General features: G+C 47.1%; 18 protein-coding genes. 5 read left to right on the forward strand and 13 right to left on the reverse strand.

Features of this window, described 5'->3' with window-relative positions:
- Positions 1-376 precede the first annotated feature (376 nt).
- Entirely contained in the window at positions 377-919 is a 543-nt protein-coding gene (locus Abin_RS11500) for a cupin domain-containing protein (RefSeq protein ID WP_048846983.1), read from the forward strand.
- On the opposite strand, the gene Abin_RS11505 is transcribed toward Abin_RS11500, so the two are convergent.
- From Abin_RS11505 to Abin_RS11530, 6 genes are all read right to left on the reverse strand, one after another.
- Positions 909-2,144: a c-type cytochrome gene (locus Abin_RS11505; protein WP_048846985.1), complete on the reverse strand. Its 1,236-nt coding sequence runs from the start codon at positions 2,142-2,144 to the stop codon at positions 909-911. The two genes, Abin_RS11500 and Abin_RS11505, sit on opposite strands and share 11 nt — an antisense overlap.
- Positions 2,144-4,345 carry a xanthine dehydrogenase family protein molybdopterin-binding subunit gene (locus tag Abin_RS11510; protein WP_084593603.1) on the reverse strand — a complete coding sequence of 734 codons (2,202 nt, stop codon included), beginning with the start codon at positions 4,343-4,345 and terminating at the stop codon, positions 2,144-2,146. Before Abin_RS11510 ends, Abin_RS11505 begins: the two co-directional genes overlap by 1 nt.
- Positions 4,335-4,796: a (2Fe-2S)-binding protein gene (locus Abin_RS11515; protein WP_048846987.1), complete on the reverse strand. Its 462-nt coding sequence runs from the start codon at positions 4,794-4,796 to the stop codon at positions 4,335-4,337. The genes Abin_RS11510 and Abin_RS11515 overlap by 11 nt, the downstream gene beginning before the upstream one ends.
- A gap of 246 nt (positions 4,797-5,042) precedes the next feature.
- Positions 5,043-5,435: a tautomerase family protein gene (locus Abin_RS11520; RefSeq protein WP_048846989.1), complete on the reverse strand. Its 393-nt coding sequence runs from the start codon at positions 5,433-5,435 to the stop codon at positions 5,043-5,045.
- Positions 5,436-5,610: 175 nt separating this feature from the next.
- Positions 5,611-6,762 carry an iron-containing alcohol dehydrogenase gene (locus Abin_RS11525; protein WP_048846991.1) on the reverse strand — a complete coding sequence of 384 codons (1,152 nt, stop codon included), beginning with the start codon at positions 6,760-6,762 and terminating at the stop codon, positions 5,611-5,613.
- Positions 6,763-6,843: 81 nt separating this feature from the next.
- Positions 6,844-7,242: a hypothetical protein gene (locus tag Abin_RS11530; protein ID WP_048846993.1), complete on the reverse strand. Its 399-nt coding sequence runs from the start codon at positions 7,240-7,242 to the stop codon at positions 6,844-6,846.
- Positions 7,243-7,685: 443 nt separating this feature from the next.
- Between Abin_RS11530 and Abin_RS11535 the strand changes: the two genes are divergently transcribed.
- Both Abin_RS11535 and hpxZ read left to right on the forward strand, forming a co-directional pair.
- Complete coding sequence (locus Abin_RS11535) at positions 7,686-10,022, forward strand: TonB-dependent receptor (RefSeq protein ID WP_048846995.1); 2,337 nt, start codon at positions 7,686-7,688, stop codon at positions 10,020-10,022.
- Positions 10,023-10,157: 135 nt separating this feature from the next.
- Positions 10,158-10,562, forward strand: coding sequence for an oxalurate catabolism protein HpxZ (hpxZ, locus tag Abin_RS11540; protein WP_048846996.1), 405 nt, complete (start codon positions 10,158-10,160; stop codon positions 10,560-10,562).
- Positions 10,563-10,583: 21 nt separating this feature from the next.
- Here hpxZ and xdhC read toward each other — a convergent pair whose 3' ends face one another.
- The 3 genes from xdhC to xdhA are packed head-to-tail and all read right to left on the reverse strand — an operon-like array spanning position 10,584 to position 15,246.
- Positions 10,584-11,393 carry a xanthine dehydrogenase accessory protein XdhC gene (gene xdhC / locus Abin_RS11545; RefSeq protein WP_048847124.1) on the reverse strand — a complete coding sequence of 270 codons (810 nt, stop codon included), beginning with the start codon at positions 11,391-11,393 and terminating at the stop codon, positions 10,584-10,586.
- A 12-nt stretch (positions 11,394-11,405) separates the two neighbouring features.
- A complete protein-coding gene (gene xdhB / locus Abin_RS11550) occupies positions 11,406-13,781 on the reverse strand; it encodes a xanthine dehydrogenase molybdopterin binding subunit (protein WP_048846998.1) in 2,376 nt (791 codons plus the stop codon).
- Positions 13,774-15,246: a xanthine dehydrogenase small subunit gene (gene xdhA, locus Abin_RS11555; RefSeq protein WP_048847000.1), complete on the reverse strand. Its 1,473-nt coding sequence runs from the start codon at positions 15,244-15,246 to the stop codon at positions 13,774-13,776. The genes xdhB and xdhA overlap by 8 nt, the downstream gene beginning before the upstream one ends.
- A gap of 226 nt (positions 15,247-15,472) precedes the next feature.
- Here xdhA and Abin_RS11560 point away from each other — a divergent pair, with 226 nt between their 5' ends.
- Positions 15,473-16,330: a LysR family transcriptional regulator gene (locus Abin_RS11560; protein WP_048847002.1), complete on the forward strand. Its 858-nt coding sequence runs from the start codon at positions 15,473-15,475 to the stop codon at positions 16,328-16,330.
- Positions 16,263-17,087 (forward strand): IS5-like element IS12528 family transposase, encoded by an 825-nt coding sequence (locus Abin_RS11565; RefSeq protein WP_077931072.1) that lies wholly within the window; start codon positions 16,263-16,265, stop codon positions 17,085-17,087. Before Abin_RS11560 ends, Abin_RS11565 begins: the two co-directional genes overlap by 68 nt.
- Positions 17,088-17,377: 290 nt before the next feature.
- On the opposite strand, the gene Abin_RS11570 is transcribed toward Abin_RS11565, so the two are convergent.
- Genes Abin_RS11570 through puuE form a run of 4 tightly spaced genes read right to left on the reverse strand, consistent with a single transcriptional unit; the run spans position 17,378 to position 20,541 of the window.
- Positions 17,378-18,802, reverse strand: coding sequence for a nucleobase:cation symporter-2 family protein (locus tag Abin_RS11570; protein ID WP_048847126.1), 1,425 nt, complete (start codon positions 18,800-18,802; stop codon positions 17,378-17,380).
- A 4-nt stretch (positions 18,803-18,806) separates the two neighbouring features.
- Positions 18,807-19,139 carry a hydroxyisourate hydrolase gene (gene uraH / locus Abin_RS11575; RefSeq protein WP_048847006.1) on the reverse strand — a complete coding sequence of 111 codons (333 nt, stop codon included), beginning with the start codon at positions 19,137-19,139 and terminating at the stop codon, positions 18,807-18,809.
- Positions 19,136-19,651 (reverse strand): 2-oxo-4-hydroxy-4-carboxy-5-ureidoimidazoline decarboxylase, encoded by a 516-nt coding sequence (gene uraD / locus Abin_RS11580; protein WP_048847008.1) that lies wholly within the window; start codon positions 19,649-19,651, stop codon positions 19,136-19,138. Before uraD ends, uraH begins: the two co-directional genes overlap by 4 nt.
- Positions 19,648-20,541 (reverse strand): allantoinase PuuE, encoded by an 894-nt coding sequence (gene puuE / locus Abin_RS11585; protein ID WP_048847010.1) that lies wholly within the window; start codon positions 20,539-20,541, stop codon positions 19,648-19,650. The genes uraD and puuE overlap by 4 nt, the downstream gene beginning before the upstream one ends.
- Between the last annotated feature and the right edge of the window lie 5 nt (positions 20,542-20,546).

The raw sequence follows: 20,546 nt of genomic DNA on the forward strand, positions 1-20,546 counted from the left end.
TACTAAAGGGTGACGTTATGAAAGAAGGGTGCGGATCAATCAGGTAGGTAGTGGCCGTTATTGTAAGCCAGTGACAACCTTTGTTGTTACACAGATACAAAACAGTATGGTTGCTGATGAAACCCTACACACCCCGCCAGAAACGTTTCATTTTCATCATGATATGAAGGATAATCCGACATCGCAACAGTTTTGTGAGTTTTTTTCTTCCGGCAGGAATGGTCGGGGCATTCGATAGAGTGTTTACGATAGAAAACACTTAAAACAGCACCGGAGCGGAGAGAAACGCTGTGTGTCAGAAATTTATTATTTGCTCTTGGCAGTAGCATTTCATTACGATTAAATAATATAAAGGAGCAATGAGAGGTAATTTTATATGGATCTGGGTGGCACATTATATGCCTTGCGCACACAGCGCGGTCTGTCACAACGAGAGCTTGCGCGGCGATGTGGCGTAGCGAATGGCACAATTTCTCTTATTGAATCAAACGCAATCAACCCGTCAGTCGGGCTTTTACGTCAGATAGTAAATGCGCTCCCCATGAATTTGTCTGAATTTTTTGCATTTGAACATATTGAGGAGCGGAAGCTTTTTTACCGTGCTGAAGAATTGAGGGAGATTGGCGGAAAAGGAATTTCTTATCGCCAGATTGGCACCAATCTGAACGGGCGCGCCCTCCAAATACTTAATGAGGTTTACGAGCCCAGAACAGATACCGGGAAAGCCATGCTTCACCATACCGGAGAAGAGGGTGGCATTATAATTAGTGGTGAAATCGAAGTTACAGTTGCAGATCAACGAACCATTCTTGGTGCAGGAGACGCCTACTACTTTGATAGCAACTTACCGCACCGGTTCCGAAATATTGGAAAAGAACCTTGCCATATTGTCAGTGCCGCAACGCCCCCTACTTTTTAAACTCCGCGGAAGACACGTCCGTCAGCTTGCCACCAAAATGAGCAATGACATAGTTAGACACAGCCGCAAGTTCGTCTGGAGTATACGCCCTTGTAAAACTTGGCATGGACACTTTTCCATGCTCCGTCATCAGGGACGAGCCAGAAAGTAGAACCTGTATTAGATTGTGAGCTTCGGGGTCTGATACACTATGAGCCCCCGCCAATGTCGCCCAGTCAGACTGCCTTCCCTGCCCATCCATTAAATGGCAACCAGAACATGCTTGGGCAAACAATTTTTGTCCTCTTGCGTGTTCCTCAGTGTCAACCTGAGAGGGCGGCGCAGGCATCACTTGCGCAATCGGGCCGCTTGCTTGCGGCGGTATACTCCGTAAATAGGTAATTATTGCCCCTATATCCTCTGGTGTCATGAACCGGAGACCATGTTCGACAGCCTCCGCCATTGGCCCTGAAGCTGGCCCTTTTCTCTTGGCATATCCGGTCGAGAGATAGGATTTCAGTTGAGCGTCACTCCATCCTGCCAATCCATGTTGCCGATCGGATGTCAGATTGTAAGCATACCAGCCCATTTGCACTGTGCCAGCATACGCTTTTTTGCTCAATCCGTATGTAATGGTACGCGGTGTATGGCATTGGCTGCAATGACCAAGTGCTTCCGTCAGATAGGCTCCACGGTTCCACTCGGCAGATTTATCCGCCGCAGGTACAAACCGTTTGTTTTCATTATTTAACCAATTCCAGAAAACGAGGCTCCAGCGTTGGTTGAAAGGAAAGGAGAGCTTGTTTTCAGGCGCTTCAATCTTACGTGGGGTAAGCGTGAAAAGATAAGATTTGATGGCAAGAGCATCTTTGTCATTTAACAAAGTATAAGCAGTGTAAGGCATGACGGGATAGAGATGCTTGCCGCCCTTCCCTACGCCTTCACGAAGCATTTTCAACCATTCGGTATCCGTATATTGTCCAATGCCCGTCTGTTTATCTGGCGTAATATTGCTGGCGAAAATGGTACCAAAAGGTAAAGTAAAAGGCCGCCCCCCTGTTAACTCACTGCTGTTGGGCGCTGTGTGACAGCCAGCACAATCCGCAGCCCGGAACAGATATTCGCCCCGTTTGATTGTTTCCTCTGTGGATGCAGGGAGAGTGCCATCTTGTGCATCGGCATAAGAAGAACAGAGCGCAGAAAAAATGCAGAAAACAGCGAACGACTTAAGGTAATGGGGCCACATCAAACCTTCTCCGTCCCAAACTGTTTTGCAAAGGGAATACGCTTTAGCCGTTTTCCCTTTGCTGCAAAAAGAGCATTTGCCAAAGCCGGGGCTGCGGCAACAGTTCCGACTTCCCCAATCCCGCCAATTTCGGCTTCAGGATCTGGCACGAGATGCACACGGATATCAGGAGCCTCCGGCAGCCGCATCATGCGATAATTATGAAAATTTGTTTGCTCGACTTGTCCATTTTTCAGTGTGATTTCGTTGTATAACGCCATTGTCAGACCAAAAATCAGGCCGCCCTGCACCTGCGCCACGACCCCATCTGGAAAAACAATTGGTCCGCAATCAATAGCACTATCAACGCGAACAAGAGTAATTTCCCCATTTTTGCTAACTGCAGCCTCAAGAACAGTTGCTGCCCATGTCTGAAATGAATAATGCAAAGCGACGCCCAAGCCGTGCCCCTCGGGACGCTTCCTGCTCCATTCTGCCTGCTTTGCAACTTCGTCTAAAACTTTAAGGGCACGCGGTTGCTGCTTAGCTAGCTTTTTTCGGAACGCCAGTGGGTCTTGCCCTGATTGATGCGCGAGATCATCAATCATACTTTCCACAACAAAAACATTGTGCGTCGGGCCGACCCCACGCCACCATAGGGTTGTAACCGCGTCTGGCTCGTCCCTGACAAACTCAACCAACTGGTTTGGTATGGCATAAGGAGTAACAGCAGCCCCCTCTACGGCATCAGGGTCAAGACCCTTTTGCATTCCCTCAGGATACCACCGTGCAGTAACAGCAGACCCTGTTGTACGATGGTGCCATGCGCTGATAAGACCTTCTTTATCTAGGCCCGCAGAAATTTTATCGTAGTAATAAGGTCTAAACTGATCTTGGGTAATGTCTTCTTCACGCGTCCAAATTAGTTTGACGGGATAAGCCACTTGCTTTGCAAACCTGGCAGCCTGTCCAATTGAATTGGAGTCAAGTCTTCGTCCAAACCCCCCACCAATCAGATGATTATGCACCGCAATGCTTTCAGGCTTTAACCCGGTTGCATCAGCTACTTCTTGCCGCGCACGACCGGGAACCTGAGTGCCAACCCATACATCCGCACCATCGGGCCGGATATGAAGGGTGGTGTTTATTGGTTCCAATGCTGCATGAGCAAGAAAAGGCAATTCATACGTAGAATCAATACGAATATGACTGTTTTTTAAGCTTTGTTCAGTATTGCCCGTTGAAACTGCTGTCACACCAGGCTTTTCTGATGCGCGCTTCATTCTTGCAATAATATCGACAGTAGATGTCTTGGCATTGGGGCCGAAATCCCATTGTGGAGCAGAGGCTTCCAAACCTTTAATTGCAGCCCACATATGGTCCCCAATAACGGCAATGGCGTCATGCAGCGTTAAAATCTCAACCACACCTGAAACAGCCATACCAGCCGCCCGATCATACCCTGTCAGGCGGCCACCTTTTACAGGGCACGCCATAATGCGCCCAATTTTCATTCCCGGGATCTGAACATCTATCCCGAATTGAGCACTTCCATTCGTCTTGGCTTTCGTATCCAAGCGGCGTGGATTGGTGCCAATGACTGTAAAGTTTTCGGCTGATTTAAGCGTCACTTTGGTTGGCACGCTCTGCCGACCAGCGTCTTCAACCAAAGCACCATAAGTTAACACGCGACCAGTTGCCTCATGAAAAACCTGACCACGTTTTGCGGCACACTCAGATACTGGGACACCCCATTTTTGTGCAGCGGCAGCAATCAGCATCATACGCGCTGAGGCACCAGCCTCTCGCAAAGGGATCCAACTATCACGAGTGGAAGAGGATCCACCTGTTTCTTCCTCTCCCGCCACAGCATCAATATAAGCCGGGTCTACGGGGGCCGCCTCAATAGATATCTGGTCAAGCCCGACTTCAAGCTCTTCCGCCAACAGCATTGAAATGCCGGTATAAATACCCTGTCCCATCTCTGCATGACGCATTATCAGCGTTATGCTGTTTTGCGTCGTAATCCGTATGAACGCGTTGGGCTTAAAAATTGTGCCGGTTGCAATGTCCTGCGCGTTTGTTGCTTTTATCAGGGGTAATCCCGGCACGAAAAGCGATAAAAGATACCCACTTCCGCCAGTGACGGCCGCCGCCAATACAGTGCGACGACGAGCCAGCAGACCTGATCCTGCGCGTGTTTTTGGTTTTTTAGTTATCATGGCTGGAGGCCCGGTGAATAGCTTTACGGATACGCACATAGGTGCCACAGCGGCAGATATTTCCGGCCATTGCGTTATCTATTTCTTCGTCAGTCGGATGGGCTATTTTTTGTAACAAGGCTGTCGCAGCCATGATCTGACCAGACTGACAATAACCACATTGAATCACTTCTTCATCCAGCCACGCTTGCTGCACTTTTGAGCCGATTTCAGTGTGCTCGATAGCTTCTATGGTTGTAATATCGTGGCCTGCGGCATCTGTAACGGTTAGAAGGCATGATCGCACCGGGTTTCCGTCCATATGCACAGTGCATGCCCCACATTGCGCAACACCACAGCCATATTTTGTGCCTGTAAGACCGAGTATATCTCTCAAAATCCAGAGTAGCGGCATATCTGGTTGGACATCTACACTATGTGTGACACCGTTGATTTTAAGCTCAAAATCCATAAAAACTCAGCCTTGGGGCGTTGAAAATTTTCGTTACGCAAGCATATACTAAATCGTAATGACGTTGAAGACGTTGAAAACTATATCAATCTTACTTTGGTGAAATATTTTTATTTTCTATCCAGTAAAAACGATTTTCTGTCTATATTTTCGTAGATATAAACAAAAAAGAAAGATTTTTATCTTATCGGGTAACGTTAAGAAAAGCGGCCGTGCAGATACACAGCCACTTCACTCGTTTTTATATTAAAGATCTCCTGTCAGAAATTGCGCGCGCCCTAGTCCAAAGCTCCAGTGTTCGTCAGAATTCTGCACGATAGAGACCATCAGATCTGAAGCAGCAAGACCACAATCTTGTTCAAGATTTTCTGCCAGAATCTTATAGAAGTCAGCAATCTGCTCTTTTGATCGCGGACGAGAGACAACTTGCAATAACACGACTTTATCCGTTCTAGGGATATTTAGGCCTGTATCTTCTATAATCATATGAGTCTGATCATGTTCCGAAACTAACTGATACCTATCCCGCTCCGGCACTTTAAATGCTTGAAGCATTGCTTGATGTGCTGAATCAAGAAGGCTGCGTATTTCAGTTGCACTTCGGCTACCTTTGATAATATGAAAATGCAGAAGAGGCACAAAAAATTCCTTTCAAGTAATTATCAACAGTCTGGAAGCCTTGTAGGCCGGGTTATAAACCGTAAGCAAAGAAATTACCCTTGGTTTAAGTTCATTTATTGTCAGGACGATGCCTACATTGAATGACATAATATATCCCTAACGATACACAGCCAAGCAACCGTAACGATTTTTCCTAGAAAACCTGTTCATATAATTTTAGAGCATCATTTTCAGAAACGTCTACTGGATTGTTCTGTAAAAGACGCGTTTGCTTCATGGCGTCTTTAGCCAAAACAGGGAGCATATCTTCAGCTACGTGCACGTCACGCAAGCATCGGGGAGTACCACTTCGCTCAAGAAGACTGACAATAAATTCTATAAAATCAGTTGCCTGTTCCCTAATGTCCCGTTTTTTCTCAAGCCCTACAGCCTCACCTAACTCGGCATATAAACGGTAGGCGTGGTCGAAATTAAATCGCAGAACAGGCTCAAGCATAAGAGCATTAGAGATGCCATGGGGTACATGATAATGACCACCTAGAGGATAAGCTAATGCATGTACTGCCGCCACCGGAGAATTGGCAAAAGCTTGTCCTGCCAACGTCGCTCCTAGCAACATATTTTCTCGGGCGGATTGATCCTCGCCATCACGACAAGCTTTTATCAGACTTCCACACAGAAGACGCAGTGCTTCACGGGCAAGAGCATCAGAAAGGGGGTTTTTCTTATGTCTACTGGTATAAGCCTCTATTGCATGAACCATAGCATCAATGCCGGTAGCGGCAGTATGGATTTTAGGAAGGCCTATCGTTAATTGAGCATCAAGAAGCACAATATCTGCATAGAGTTGATGAGCAACAACGCCCATTTTTGTTGTCGCGCCTGTTGTGATAATTGAGATATTGGTAACTTCAGAGCCTGTTCCCGCTGTTGTGGGCACAAGAACAAGAGGTGTACGGTCACCTTTCACATTGCCAATGCCATAGATCCCTGAAAGTTCTTGATCGCCTTTAAGGAGAACGGCAACGAGTTTGGCAACATCCAGTGATGATCCACCCCCCACACCAAGAACACAGTCAATTTCTGCTTTTTTGGCAAAATCTACGCATTCTAGAAGGACCGTTTCGGATGGATCTGCACTCACCCTATCAAAAATATGCACATTGAATTTGTTATCTTCTAAGGATTGGATAGCATACTGGAGTATTCCGGCCTTTCTAATTCCTGCATCTGTAACAATAAGTATATTTTTTTCATTAAATTTATCAGAACATATTTTTGCGATATGTTTAGAAGCACCCCATTCCATATGTACGCATGGGACGGTTTGGAAAACAAATTGCATTGGCTGTATACTTCTTCTTTTTATTTTTACCGGTTAAGGAGGCCTCGAATTGAAGCCCCCTTAAGTAAAGGCTATATTATTTTATACGTTATTTATAGTCGCTTTTGTTGGTATAAGGCACGCGTTCGTGGCGCGACGGCGCACACTTCGTGGTAAAAGTTCTCTCAGCATGCTCATGGTCGCATCTTCTGAAAGCCCAGTCTGATCAGAAATAGACGTCAGCTCAGATGGGATGAAAAACTGCCTAATTTCCTCTTCGGTGGCTGGCGGAGCCTTGTCGGTTGCTTGCCAATAGCGAATAACATCAATCATCCCAGCCGCACTAGCTCTTTCTTCAAGCTTACTGGGATGATCTGGCTGAGGAACTGGGCCCAGAATATCGTTGATGACAGATAGCAACCCAGATTCATCCTGCTTTGCGAACGTAAGAAAATCTCCGACCTGGGTCGCTGCAGATGTGATGTGGTCTTTTATCTTCATGATCATGGCCTCACACTATTAGGAAGCATCCCATTCAGACTTTATCTTAAAGATTGCTAAAGTCTGAAACAGAAGCCTTAACCCGGTAGCGGCTTCCAGTTTTTACCTTGTTTTAACAAGGCCTTCTTAGTGCTGGACTGCTACCTCTAGACAGTAAACAGCCAGCTACCGTTTAAGTTGCACTGTATCTACCAAACACACGTTTTTGTGCTGCATCAGCAGCGTCCTCATATAAGCAACGCAAAAATGCTTTTTTTGCTTTTGTGAGAATGTTCCGCCTCCAATATATTCAGCGTGAAGGGATCGGTATTGCCGTCTTCGAGCCCATACACACCCAGCTATGGTGCTGGAGGTGGTTTCCTAACGGTTAAAAACGACACACCATACCAGTTTTGTCTTATATTTATTTGTTTTCCAAACATATCTTGCAGGGGATATAGAGTATGTCTTTGGGGCGCTCTCGTGCTTTTCGCTTGTTTTCTTGTCTGTCTCGCAGACAGCGCCTCTTTACTCTTTCCAGTCTTGCAAGTGCAGCCTCACTCTGCGCTTCAGTTTCTGCTGGACAGGCGGCAACGCAGGTAAAATCTGCTCAGCCTCATGTCCGGCACAGCACAAAATCGGCCAGCACTGTTCCTGTGCGTGCCAAACGTCTCTCTGGCCCCATGCAAGCGAAAGGAGAGGAGGACATTCTTGTCGGTTCTCATCGTCAGGAACTCAATGGCGGCGGCGGCATGATGCGACGTGAAACAGCGCCTCATGCCGTTCAGACTGTTACAAAAGCTTATATTAATATGCGTAGCCCTACCTCTACTGCGCTAGATCTCGTTAAAAATCTTCCGAGTTTGAACATCATGGCTCCTGACAGTTCGGGTATGCAGGGTGGTCAAATCCAGTCTCGAGGGCTGACAGATCTTGATATGGCGCTGATGGTTGATGGTGCTCCTGCAGCAGCAGCCAAATATATGACTGAGGACATTGATTCCGAAAACCTTGAAGAAGTCAGTGTGACCCCCGGAAGTGCTGCGCGAGACTTACCTGTAATGTCTGCGGCCGGGGGCGTCATGAATTCCCGCACCCATGTTCCATCCAACAAGTTTGGTGGCATGGTCGATTTTTCATATGGTACCAACAACCTATCGCGCGAGTTCATTCGCCTTGATTCAGGCGAAATTGGCCACTCTGGCGTGAAGAGCTTCTTCTCTTTCTCAAATACTCATGCTCGTAGCTGGATGGGCTCAGGTATCAATCAGCGTAAACATATTGATTTTGGTTTAAGAAAAGACTGGGATAATGGCTCCAATGCGCATCTTTTCCTGTCGTGGAATTCAGAAGATTTCGTTATTGATAACTACCCTACTGAACAGCAGTTTCTAAATTATAAGCATAATGGGATTGGCTGGGGACGTTCGTCTCATCCCAATAATGTTAATTACTGGAAGAACAACAATGATCATTGGAATCAGGTTTTTTTAACTGCGCCTATTCATATTGTTTTGCCGAAAAAACTCACGTTTGATCTTCAGCCATATTTCAGCTTTGGCCAAGGGTGGGACGCAGCACCAGGCGGCGTGGAGACAGATGCCAGCGGTGCACAACGCAATATGACGTCCTATTTTAATGAACATGGGGCACGCCAAGTCGGGGCCACCGCAAAGCTTGGCTATGACATAGACCGTCATAACCATATTTCGCTTGGATATTGGTACGAAAACAACGTGACAGACCGTAATTACCCTTCAGGCTATACAAGAGAAGATGGAGCGGCTCCGGGGCCGAGTAATGCAAATTACCTTATTTCAAAAGGAGACCGTCAGACTGCTGGGTATGAAATTCATTCGTTATTTATTCAAGATACTGCACACTATTTACATGACCGGTTACAGATTAATGCGGGTTTCAAGTTTGTAATGGCAAATACCTGGAACAAAGATTACTACGGAAGCCAAGGAAACAATCGCACGGCTCCCCTTCCCCAGTTGTCTATCAGCTATAATATAGATAATCAGAATCAGGTTTATATCAATGCCGAGGGTGATTACCGTCAACCAAGCACGAATGATCTCGGCTGGCTTTATACCAGTATGCCAATTCCTAAAAACCAATATTCTATTAAAGAAGAAATTGGATACCGTTATCACAACAAGTATCTAATGATTGATATGTCTTTCTTCAATTATAATGTAACTAACCGCATTGTAGATCAGTATTTAGGAATGAACAGCTTCCGTCCATTTTCTATTGGCAATCAAACCATGCGTGGTTTTGACTTCATGATTGCAGGGCGTGAAATTCACGGCTTTAGCCCCTATGCTTCAGTCGAATATCTTCATGCGACACAAGATAGCAACGTTTTTGACCCATATCAGCAAATTATGCTGCATTCCAAAGGCACGCAGGCTGTTATGGCTCCAAGAATTATTGCCAATTTTGGTCTGACTTACACCTATAAAGGGTTCTTTGCGAATGGTGCGGTTCATTATACCGGACCACAGTCTGTAAGCGTCGCTAATGACCAACGCATTCCCGGTTATGTAACGAACTCTCTTTCTCTCGGGTATCATTTCAAGCCATTTGGGTTCCTCAAATCACCGACGTTCAAGCTTAATTTTACAAACCTAACCGGGTCTATTGTTCGCACAGGGGCTATGGGGGCCGTTTACAGTGCTAAAGATAGCAGTACCGTATATAGCGGCAGTTCTCCAGCATATACCGGCTATGGTAACTCATTCATGGTTGAGCCACGTTTTTCAATGACAGGAACGATTTCAACCTCATTCTAACGGAATTAGCATCTGTAAAATTTTCTATTTCTGAACACATAAAGGTCACTGACTGATTATTTGGCTGTTGGTGGCCTTTTCGGTTTTCGTTTCCAAGCGTATTTTGATGTGATCATTGGTCAATAAGGTTTTCTTATGCAGCCTGCTACTGAAAAGACGCTCACAGAAGTAACGCTTCTTTCTGATGCCTATGAACGCGCTCTTGCTGAGAATGATCTAGAAGCTCTGGATTGTTTTTTTTACAATGGAGCGGAAACCGTTCGGTATGGTGTGGGTGAAAACCTATATGGCGCGGATGAAATTGCGGCATTTCGCCGCGCCCGACGTGGTGGGTCTCCGCCACGGACTGTCATTAGGCGTGTGATTACCTTGTTGGGGAACAACGCTGCTGTGATTAGCTTGGAATTCAAACGCGACAATTCATCTCGGATAGGACGTCAGCAGCAGACATGGTATCGCTCGTCCCAAGGATGGAAGATTGTTGCGGCTCATGTCTCTCTTATGGCTGAACAATCTGAAGCTGTACACCCAGCACCTTAACGAGGCGTCTACTAAATTTCTTTATGCTGCATGAAGCAGCTTTTCTACAATTTCTGCAGCGACCAGTGCTGCAATAATTTCTGGGCGCTTATCTCGTATATTCCGGTCTCCTATGGGGCAGATAAATGATTTTATCTGCTCCTCAGATAATCCGATTTCTCTAAAACTATTTTCAAACCGCCGTCTTTTGGTTTTAGAGCCAATCAATCCAATATAAGCAAAATCATTTCGTTCCAGTGCTGCTGCGACAATCAATGCGTCAAGGGAATGGTTGGGCGTTAACACAAGTAAGCCTGAACCTTGGGGAGCAAGTGTCAATTCGTGTTCCCAGTCAGATGTAACGCGCACTTCCACCCTTGACGGAACAGTGCCAAACTCATCTTGCCGAGGATCAACCCATACCAGCTTCAACGGCAACGGTGCCAACGCATAAGCCAAGGCCCGTCCCACATGCCCAGCACCAAATAGAAACACTGTTTTACGGGACTCTTCGTCTCTGCAAAGCTGCTGCTTCAGCGTTTCAATCATAGGCAGATTTGATCGGGTAATTTTTATTTTTGCCCGTCCCCCGCAACACTGATTTGTACCGTTTCCAAGAACAAACTCATGAAACTCTACATCTTTATCAGAACGCAGCAGACCTCGTGCATACTGTAAACAGTCCCACTCCAGCGTTCCGCCCCCAACTGTGCCGGCCTGCCAGGTTTCCCCTACAAGCATGAAAGTGCCAGCTTCCCGCGGTGTGGACCCCCGCGTCTCTGTCAATTGAACACACGCAAAATCCGCGGAATGCGGTGTCCAGTCAGCTAGAACGGACGAAATAGAACGCACGGGCACATAGCTTCAGAAATTATGATCGGGCTTTTGAGCAGTTAATTTTTCGGCTGTGCGCAAAATACACTCTGGTGTTGCCGGTGCATCAAGCTTCGGGCAAATTTTATAATCTGCTATACTGGCTAGAGCATCTGAAATCGCCTGTAGCACGGCTACACCATGCACAAAAGGTGGTTCTCCTACCGCTTTTGAACGGAAAATCGTTTCTTCTTTGTTTGGGCTTTGTTTTAGTAATTGTACGTTAAAAATCCGCGGGCGATCAGAACATGCAGGTATTTTATAGGTACTTGGTGCGTGGGTTCGCAACTGCCCTTTATCGTCCCACACAAGTTCCTCCATTGTCAGCCAACCAGCGCCCTGAACAAATCCCCCTTCAATCTGGCCAATATCAATCGCGGGATTAAGTGATTGACCCGCATCATGCAGGATATCCACACGCTCAATCCGTGTTTCACCAGTCAATAAATCAATCGCCACTTCCGCGCATGCTGCCCCATACGCAAAATAATAAAAAGGTCGACCTCGGCCCGTATTCGGATTCCATGAGATTTTGGGGGTTTTATAAAACCCGTTTGCAGATAACGAGACACGATCAAAATAAGCTGCTTTGGTTAGTTCTGGAAAAGAGACCACCTTATCGCCGACATGTACTCCATCAGGCAGAAAACGAACTTGCTCTTGGTTTACATTCCAATGTTTAGAGGCAAACTCTTCAAGCCGACCTTTAATTTTAGTAACGGCATCCAAAACCGCCATGCCATTCAAATCAGCACCACTTGATGCCGCAGTTGCGGATGTGTTTGGCACTTTTCCTGTAGTTGTTGCCGTAATTCTTACTCTGTCTTCAGCTAGGCCGAATTCACGCATGGCAATCTGCACCATTTTTGTATGGAGCCCTTGCCCCATTTCAGTGCCACCATGATTCACCTGCACCGACCCATCAGTGTAAACATGCACCAGTGCGCCAGCCTGATTATAATGCGTTGCTGTAAAGGAAATACCGAACTTTACTGGCGTCAGAGCAATGCCACGCTTTATGTAAGGGCTGTGTTTGTTTCTTTCCCTCACAGCGCTCCGACGCTGGCGATAATCACATCTCTTTGCCAGTTCAGTCATAATATCAGCAGCGATAGAGTCCTCAACTGTCATATGATAGGGGGTTATGTCCCGTGCGCCTGTACCATATGTATTGCGCACTCTGATATCTAATGGGTCCAGGCCCGTAGCAAACGCAATTTCTTCAATAACTCTTTCCGCTGCCACAATGCCCTGCGGCCCACCAAACCCGCGATAAGCGGTATTAGATTGCGTATTGGTTTTTAATGGTTCTGAACGGAACCTGACATCAGGATAAAAATAGGCGTTATCTGCATGAAACAATGCCCGATCGATGACAGGACCTGACAAGTCAGCAGACCAGCCACATCGGGCAGCAAGAGTCATGTCAACCGCGAGAATATCGCCCTTATCAGTGAAGCCAACGTCATAATCAATCACAAAATCATGCCGTTTACCGGTCATGAGCATATCGTCATCACGATCAAGACGGATTTTGGCGGCGCGACCGGTCAGGTTTGCAGCAAGTGCAGCCAAGCATGCTGGTGTATTTGCCTGCGTTTCCTTGCCGCCAAATCCACCGCCCATACGACGGACCTCAACGGTGACAAGATTGCTTGGCCTATCCAGCACATGCGCTACCATGTGCTGTGTTTCAGTGGGGTGCTGCGTTGAAGACCAGATACGCATCTCGCCTTCTTCACCCGGCTGTGCCAGAGCCGCCTGCCCTTCCAGATAAAAATGCTCCTGCCCACCAATTGTAATACGCCCGTTGAGCCGACGTGGGGCTTCCGCAAGACCTTTATCCACATCCCCCCGCTTCATTTCGAGCGGTCTCCAAACAAGTTCAGAACCGGCAGCGCGGGCTTGTGCAATATTGAGAACCGCAGGGAGGTCTTCGTATTCAATTTCCGCCAGCCTGGCAGCTTTTCGCGCAATACTTCTGTTTTCCGCAATCACAGCAAAAATAGGCTGACCGTAATAAAAAACCTCATCTTCAGCCAGAAGGGGCTCATCATCCTTGCCAACAGGGCTGACCTGATTATGCCCCGGAACGTCACGGTGCGTTAGAACCCCAATCACACCGGGCAGAGCTTTGACGGCATCCAGATTCAGAGAAATAATCCGTGCATGCGCTTTCGTGCTCAAACCCGGGACAACATGCACCAGTCCCTGCGGTTCAGGGAGGTCATCAATATATGTTGCTGAACCTGAAACATGCATTCTTGCACTTTCATGCTTCAGGCTTTTGGTCGCTCCGCCCTTCACTACAGGCAGGTGCGGCTGATCGTTTTCTGGTTTCTTTAAGCTAATGGACACATCAGACATATGCTTTGTCTTTCCACCCAGCTAACCGCGTTTCAACAATTGTTGGTGTTGCAGTTTCCGCAAAAAACCGGGTCAGTAGATTGGCTGCAACCTGCCGTCGGTACCATTCAGTGCTTCGCACGTCAGAAAGGGGCGTAAAATCAGTCTGAATGGCTTCCCTTGCTTCTTCAAGTGTTGCTTTATCCCAAGGTTTTCCCAAAATAGCAGCTTCAGTCGCATAAGCTCGTTTAGGCGTAGCAGCCATACCCCCAAACGCAATACGAATATGGGTAACAATGCCGTCGCCATTACACGTCATGGCAAAAACACCCAACAATGCTGAAATATCCTGATCAAACCGCTTTGATATTTTATAAGCCCTATAAAGCAGATTTTTATCTGGTTTGGGAATAACCAGAGCCTCTATGAACTCCTCAGGCTGCCTATCCTGTTTTCCATAAGCAATGAAATAATCTTCAATAGGTAACGAGCGAGTTACCTGCCCTTTTCTAAGAACCAGAATAGCTTCCGCCGCAATAAAAAGAGGCGGCCCATCCCCAATCGGGGAACCATTGCCGATATTTCCACAAACAGTTCCGGCGTTCCGAACCTGTGTCGAGCCAATGCGACGAATGACTTCTCCTGCATCGGGTAGAATTGTAGCAATAGCTGAATGGGCGCGACTATAAGTGACCCCAGCGCCAATCCAAAGTTCATCATCCGTTTCATGCAGTGCTTTCAAGCTTTCGACACTGCCAATACTGATGATATGAGGAAGTGAGTTTAACCGTTTCGTAACCCAAAGCCCTACATCAGTAGCTCCGGCTACCAAGGTTGCGTCCGGATTATCTTGGTAAATTGAGGCCAGCTCCTCGACAGTTGCAGGCAAACTTACTGTCCCTGCCGGCGCACTGATCTTGCAGGAACTACGAGGCAAAAACGTTTCAAGTCTATTTTTTATGGTCTGTTCTTGCTGATCAAAGTGATCAGATTTTGTTGCCAGTGCCTGCTTCATGGCTTTTACAATCGGTGCGTAGCCAGTGCAGCGACAAAGATTTCCTGCCAAAGCATCATTAATTGCCGCCTCATCCGTACTGGCAGAAGGGGACTTATAGTAGGCGACCATAGACATAACGAAGCCTGGCGTACAAAATCCACACTGTGATCCGTGTTGATCGACCATGGCCTGCTGAACAGGGTGAAGGGCTCCTGTAGGATCGCGTAAATCTTCGACGGTGAAGATTTGAGCCCCATCGAGCATCCAAAGAAACTGGATACAGGCGTTTACGGCTTTCCATTCCAACTTATTGTCCTGCATACGGACAACCAAGATGGTACAAGCGCCGCAGTCACCTTCATTGCATCCTTCTTTTGTGCCCGTCCGGTGACGTTCTTCTCGCAACCAATCCAAAACCGTTGTTTCAGGAGCAAAGCCAGAAACTTGGCAATACTGATCTCCCAGATAAAATTGGATATGATCACGCACTGACACTTTTCCCCTGAAAATTGATCCTAGATGAGCTTATTACGCCTGTAAGTAAGCGTTTAATCCCATTCAGCGTCTTGAGTATACGACTGATATAGCACCGTAGTCTCTTATAAAATCACCAAAAAATCGTTCTTTGTCCAACACAAAGAAACACACAGCGCGTTGCATTTTTGTCGACGGCAATCATAGAATACATCGACAGACATCAGGAGCTTACAATCACATGCCAAATTCGGCCCGCGTATTCACGATGTCCCGTTTTGCTCACTATTTTGAAGTTGTGGCACAGACTGGCTCAATCCGTCAGGCGGCAGTGGTGCTCAATGTGTCACCTTCGGCGATAAACCGACAAATTTTAGCTATTGAAGACAATTTGGATACTCTTTTGTTTCATCGTCACAATGCGGGCCTAAGCTTAACCAGCGCGGGTGAATTACTACTGGCAACGATCCGTGCGAATAAAAGAGATTTTGATGCTTTCCAGACACGGCTGGCAGCCCTTTCAGGTTTGCACGGCGGTCTCGTGTCAATGGCCGTGGTTGAAGCCATGAGCGACCGTTTTATTCCTGATGTGCTTGCTGATATGAGCAAGCTTTATCCGCGTGTAGAATTTTCCGTTAAGACGCAAGATTTTAAAGCTATTTGGCATACTGTCGCCCGAAATGAAGTTGATTTCGGTATTACTTTGTTAAGTGATGAAAAAATTCCTAGACGTGTCAAAGTAGCAGCAACACTTCATGCACCCATCGGGTTTGTTGTAAGACCAGATCACCCTATTGCACAGCGTCAAGAAATACGTTTGAGTCAGGCTGCTGGTAATCGCTTTATTTTTCCAGATGCTACGCTTGCCGTTGGTGCTGCAATCAAAGAGGGATTGCAGCACCAATCTGATATCCAAGCCTCTTTTACCTGCAATCGTATCGTCAGCGTAAAAGCACTTGTGCGTTCAGAGCCCTTTTGGAAATTCGCTATGATAGGTTTTCAAGAGGTTTTGAGTGTGATTCAAAGGCAGGATGTGGACGCCAGCACAACGAGGCCGCATGGCCGGAATTACACGCAAGACGAAACGCTATCCGTCTGATCTGACAGATGAGGAATGGGAGCGCATAGCGCCTCTGATGCCCCCTGCGAACCGGCGTGGTCGGAAACGGACAACCGATTTCCGTGAGATCATCAATGCTCTGCGCTATCTCGTGCGCTCAGGCTGTGGTTGGGAGATGCTTCCGGTTCATTTTGGCCCATGGCAAACGGTTTACTGGTGGTTCCGCAGGCTGATGCGCCGTTTCCTGTTCCAGACCATTCATGATGTCTGTCTGATGCTCGATCGTGAAGCGGCAGGACGCGAAACCAGTCCATCGGGTGGTGTCATTGATAGCCAGAGTATCAAGGCACCCCACGCAAAGACACGTGGTTATGACGCAGGCAAGAAGATCGTCGGTCGGAAACGTCACATCGCAGTTGATACGGATGGCCGCCTTCTCCTGGTCCAGCTGACAACAGCCGATATTTCGGACAGTGCAGGAGGACAGATGATCCTTGATGCCATTCGTAAACGCTGGCCTTGGGTGAAGCACCTGTTTGCCGATGGAGCCTATGACCGCCTCCAGTTGATGGATAAGGCCACGTTTCTCGACTTCACAGTCGAGATCATCCGGCGGTCAGAGACAGCAAAAGGGTTTGAAATCCTGCCGCGTCGGTGGGTTGTGGAACGGACCTTCGGTTGGATGATCCGCTGGCGTCGCCTTGTGAAGGACTACGAACAGCGGATCGACGTCGCAGAGGCCATGATCCACATCGCCATGGGATGCCTCATGCTACGCCGAAACGCTCATCCGTGAATTTCCAAAAGGGCTCTCAGGCCTTGGTATCGCGTTACTAACGCAAGCTGATATCATTGATGAAGAAAAATCGGGAGAACTTTTCTTTGTAAAAATAGCGCAAAGTGACATCAGGCCTCTTGGCTTTGCGCTCATTCATAATACTCAAAGGCAGCTTTCAGCAGCGCCTCATTCAACTTTATCCATAATTACCAAAAATTTTGAAACACTTTCATTGTTAGGCTAGAGTTTTTTTCAAAATGTAACGGTAAAACTCTAGCACATCTTAACGTATAAAAGTATGGCCAAGCTCACTCTTCTTTCATATTAAAAGACGTCAGATTATCATGCCCTGATATGTCACTGACTAGGCTAGGCTGCTTTGGCGATTTTTTTTCTGTTTCTGGCATAAAATGGTTGAAAACCAGATGTAAGGCCATGGCAGACACAGAACCTAACGTAATACCGCTACCAAACACGATTTGAGCCCAGTGAGGAAAGTTGTCTGCAATGTGTGGTTGCGCCGTCGCCATCATGCCCAAACCAACACTTGTGCCGACAATAATCATGTTATTCTGATTATCGAAATCGACCTGCGTTAACGTCTGAATGCCAACAACAGCAACCGTCGCGAACATTGAGAGCGCAGCCCCACCTAATACAGGTAACGGCACACAAGCCATAATAGCCGCTAGTTTGGGAATGCACCCCAACATAATCATAATAAGCGCTGCTGCTGCCACCACCCATCTGCTTTTAATCTGGGTCAGTCTGACCAAACCAACATTTTCAGCGAAACAGGTGTAAGGAAAAGAGTTCAAAATACCGCCAATAGCTGTGGCAATACCATCTGCCCGAATTGCGCTTGCTATATCTTGTTCAGTGATCCTTTTTTTGACGATTGCCCCTGTTGCAAACACATCCCCAGTTGTTTCCAGCATAGAAATAATCATTACTATGATCATCGACAGTATGGGAACCAGCCGAAAACTTGGCACACCAAAATAAAATGGTGTTGGGACCGTCAATAAAGGGGCAGCAGAAACGTCCTGAAACTGTGCATCGCCTAAAATCCAAGCAATCAGAGTACCACATACCAATCCCAAAAGAATGGCAATTGTACCGATGAACCCCTTACAGAATTTTTGGATGCCAAGAATACAGAATAATGTACCCAATCCATAGGCAACATTTCTCAACTGCACAGGATCTTGCATCGTATTACTGCCTCTACCGGCAACAATATCGTTTGCAGCAACCGGCAATAAAGCCAGTCCAATAATTAAAATAACTGACCCAGTAACAACTGGCGGGAAAAATCGAATTAATTTAGAGAAATGAGGTGCAAGAAAATATGAAAAAATACCTGCAATAATTACTGAGCCAAAAATTTGCTGCAAGCCACCAATACCACCACCGGCAGCCGTGCCAATAGCAATCATTGGCATGACAGCAACAAATGTTACCCCTTGCAGTAAGGGCAACCTGACACCTATTTTGCCAATTCCTACCGCCTGAAGCATAGATGCTATGCCGCAGGTAAAAAGATCTGCTTCTATTAAATGTTCAAGCACGTCATGGGGTAAGCCTAACGCACTGGCCACTAAAATGGGAACAATAACTGCCGCAGCATAAAATGTCAGAACATGCTGAAACCCATAAACGCCCAACTGCCAAGCTGGTAATATTTCATCCACGGGATGAATATCTTGTTTTGCGGTTCTGACAGAATTCACCACGTTAGCTCCCTCGATAAGTCGAATAGCCGTAAGGGGCGGCCAAAAGTGGAACATGGGCATGAGCATTTGCGCTCAATCCAAAGACGATAGGAACAACATCTAGAAACGGTGGGTCGGATAGTGTCATCCCTTGGGAAAGGAAATAGTCAGCCACATCAAATTCAAGACGATAATTTCCCTTTTGCAGGTCTAACTCCCGCAATTGCGGACACCGTCCATCTACGTCTGTTTTTCCTGAAAACAAAACTGTAGCACCATGAAACAGGCGAAAGGCGATCCCGGCCGCAGGCTTGCCCGTGACAGTATCTAAAACATGTGTGGACAAAGAACTCATAACTGCACCTTATCCTGCAATCGTAACGATGCAATAGCGTCAATTTGTGTAAGCGCTTCGGCCAGTTCTGCGTCTGGGCTGCTTTGCAGGCGTGTGGCCATTGCCTCAAGAATAACTGCCTTGGGCGATTTCCCGGCTTTGCGCACGCAAATCACAAATGGCATGCCGAATTTTTCTCGGTATGCTGTATTCAGTTTATGAAACTGCTCATATTCAGCAGGTGTAAGCCTATCTAACCCTGCCCCTCCCTGCTCGTGCTGGGATTCAGTGCTCAACGCCTGGTCAATTCCTGCACGATGACCCAATTCAGGATGAGCCTTTACAAGGGCTAATTGTGCCTCTTTATCAGCTTGTCTTACCACTTGGGCAAATGCCCCAAGCATTTGTGCTGTATCAGAAAATGGACGATACGCGCAGGCTTTCGCCGCGATCCATGGTGAGTGTTCGTAAATAGAACCAAATTCTGCAACAAAATCTTCGGTGCTTAAGCTATTTATATCGTCAAGGGTCATGCCGGATGAACTTTCAGCCAATGCTGCGCAATTTCCAATCTGGTTGCCACCCATACGTTTTCCTGCTTGCGTAAGTAGTCAAGAAAACGCGCTACAGCCAAAGCGCGGGCGGGTTTTCCAGCTAAACGGCAATGCAGACCGATTGACATCATGCGGCCGCCTTCACAGTAAAGCATGTCAAAGTTGTCGCGCATGTAATTAAAAAACTGTTCGCCGTCTGTAAAACCATTCAGAGCCGCAAACTTCATGTCATTTACGTCAAGCGTATACGGCACAATAAGCTGCGGTTTTCCGTAGTGTCGATCATAATACGGTAAATCATCCGCGTAAGAGTCTGCATCATAGACGAAGCCTCCCTCTTCCACGATCAGTCTTGCCGTGTTGGGGCTGGTGCGCCCCTGATACCAGCCAAGAGGCCGCTGACCCGTCACTTCTGTATGAAGTGCAATAGCGTCACGAATATGGGCACGCTCAATATCTTCGGGAATGTCCTGATAATCTATCCACCGTAACCCATGGGAGGCAATTTCCCACTCACTCCGCTTCATGGCAGCGACAATTTCCGGGTTTAGTGCGAGGGCATTCGCAACACCAAAAACTGTGGGCCGGAACCCTGCATCGTCAAATAATCGATGTAAACGCCAGAAACCTGCCCGGCTCCCGTACTCATACAGACTTTCCATCTGCATGGACCGTGCGCCGATAATTGATCGCGTCCCCACCATTTCAGATAAGAATGCTTCTGACCCTTTATCACCGTGTAGAATACTGTTTTCTGCACCTTCTTCATAATTCACAACGAACTGCACAGCAATTCGCGCACCATTTGGCCATTTCGGATCAGGTGGGGTTGAGCCGTAACCAACCATGTCACGCGGGTAAGAAGACATCACCA

The sequence above is a fragment of the Acetobacter indonesiensis genome, assembly GCF_000963945.1.
GTDB classification, from domain to species: domain Bacteria; phylum Pseudomonadota; class Alphaproteobacteria; order Acetobacterales; family Acetobacteraceae; genus Acetobacter; species Acetobacter indonesiensis.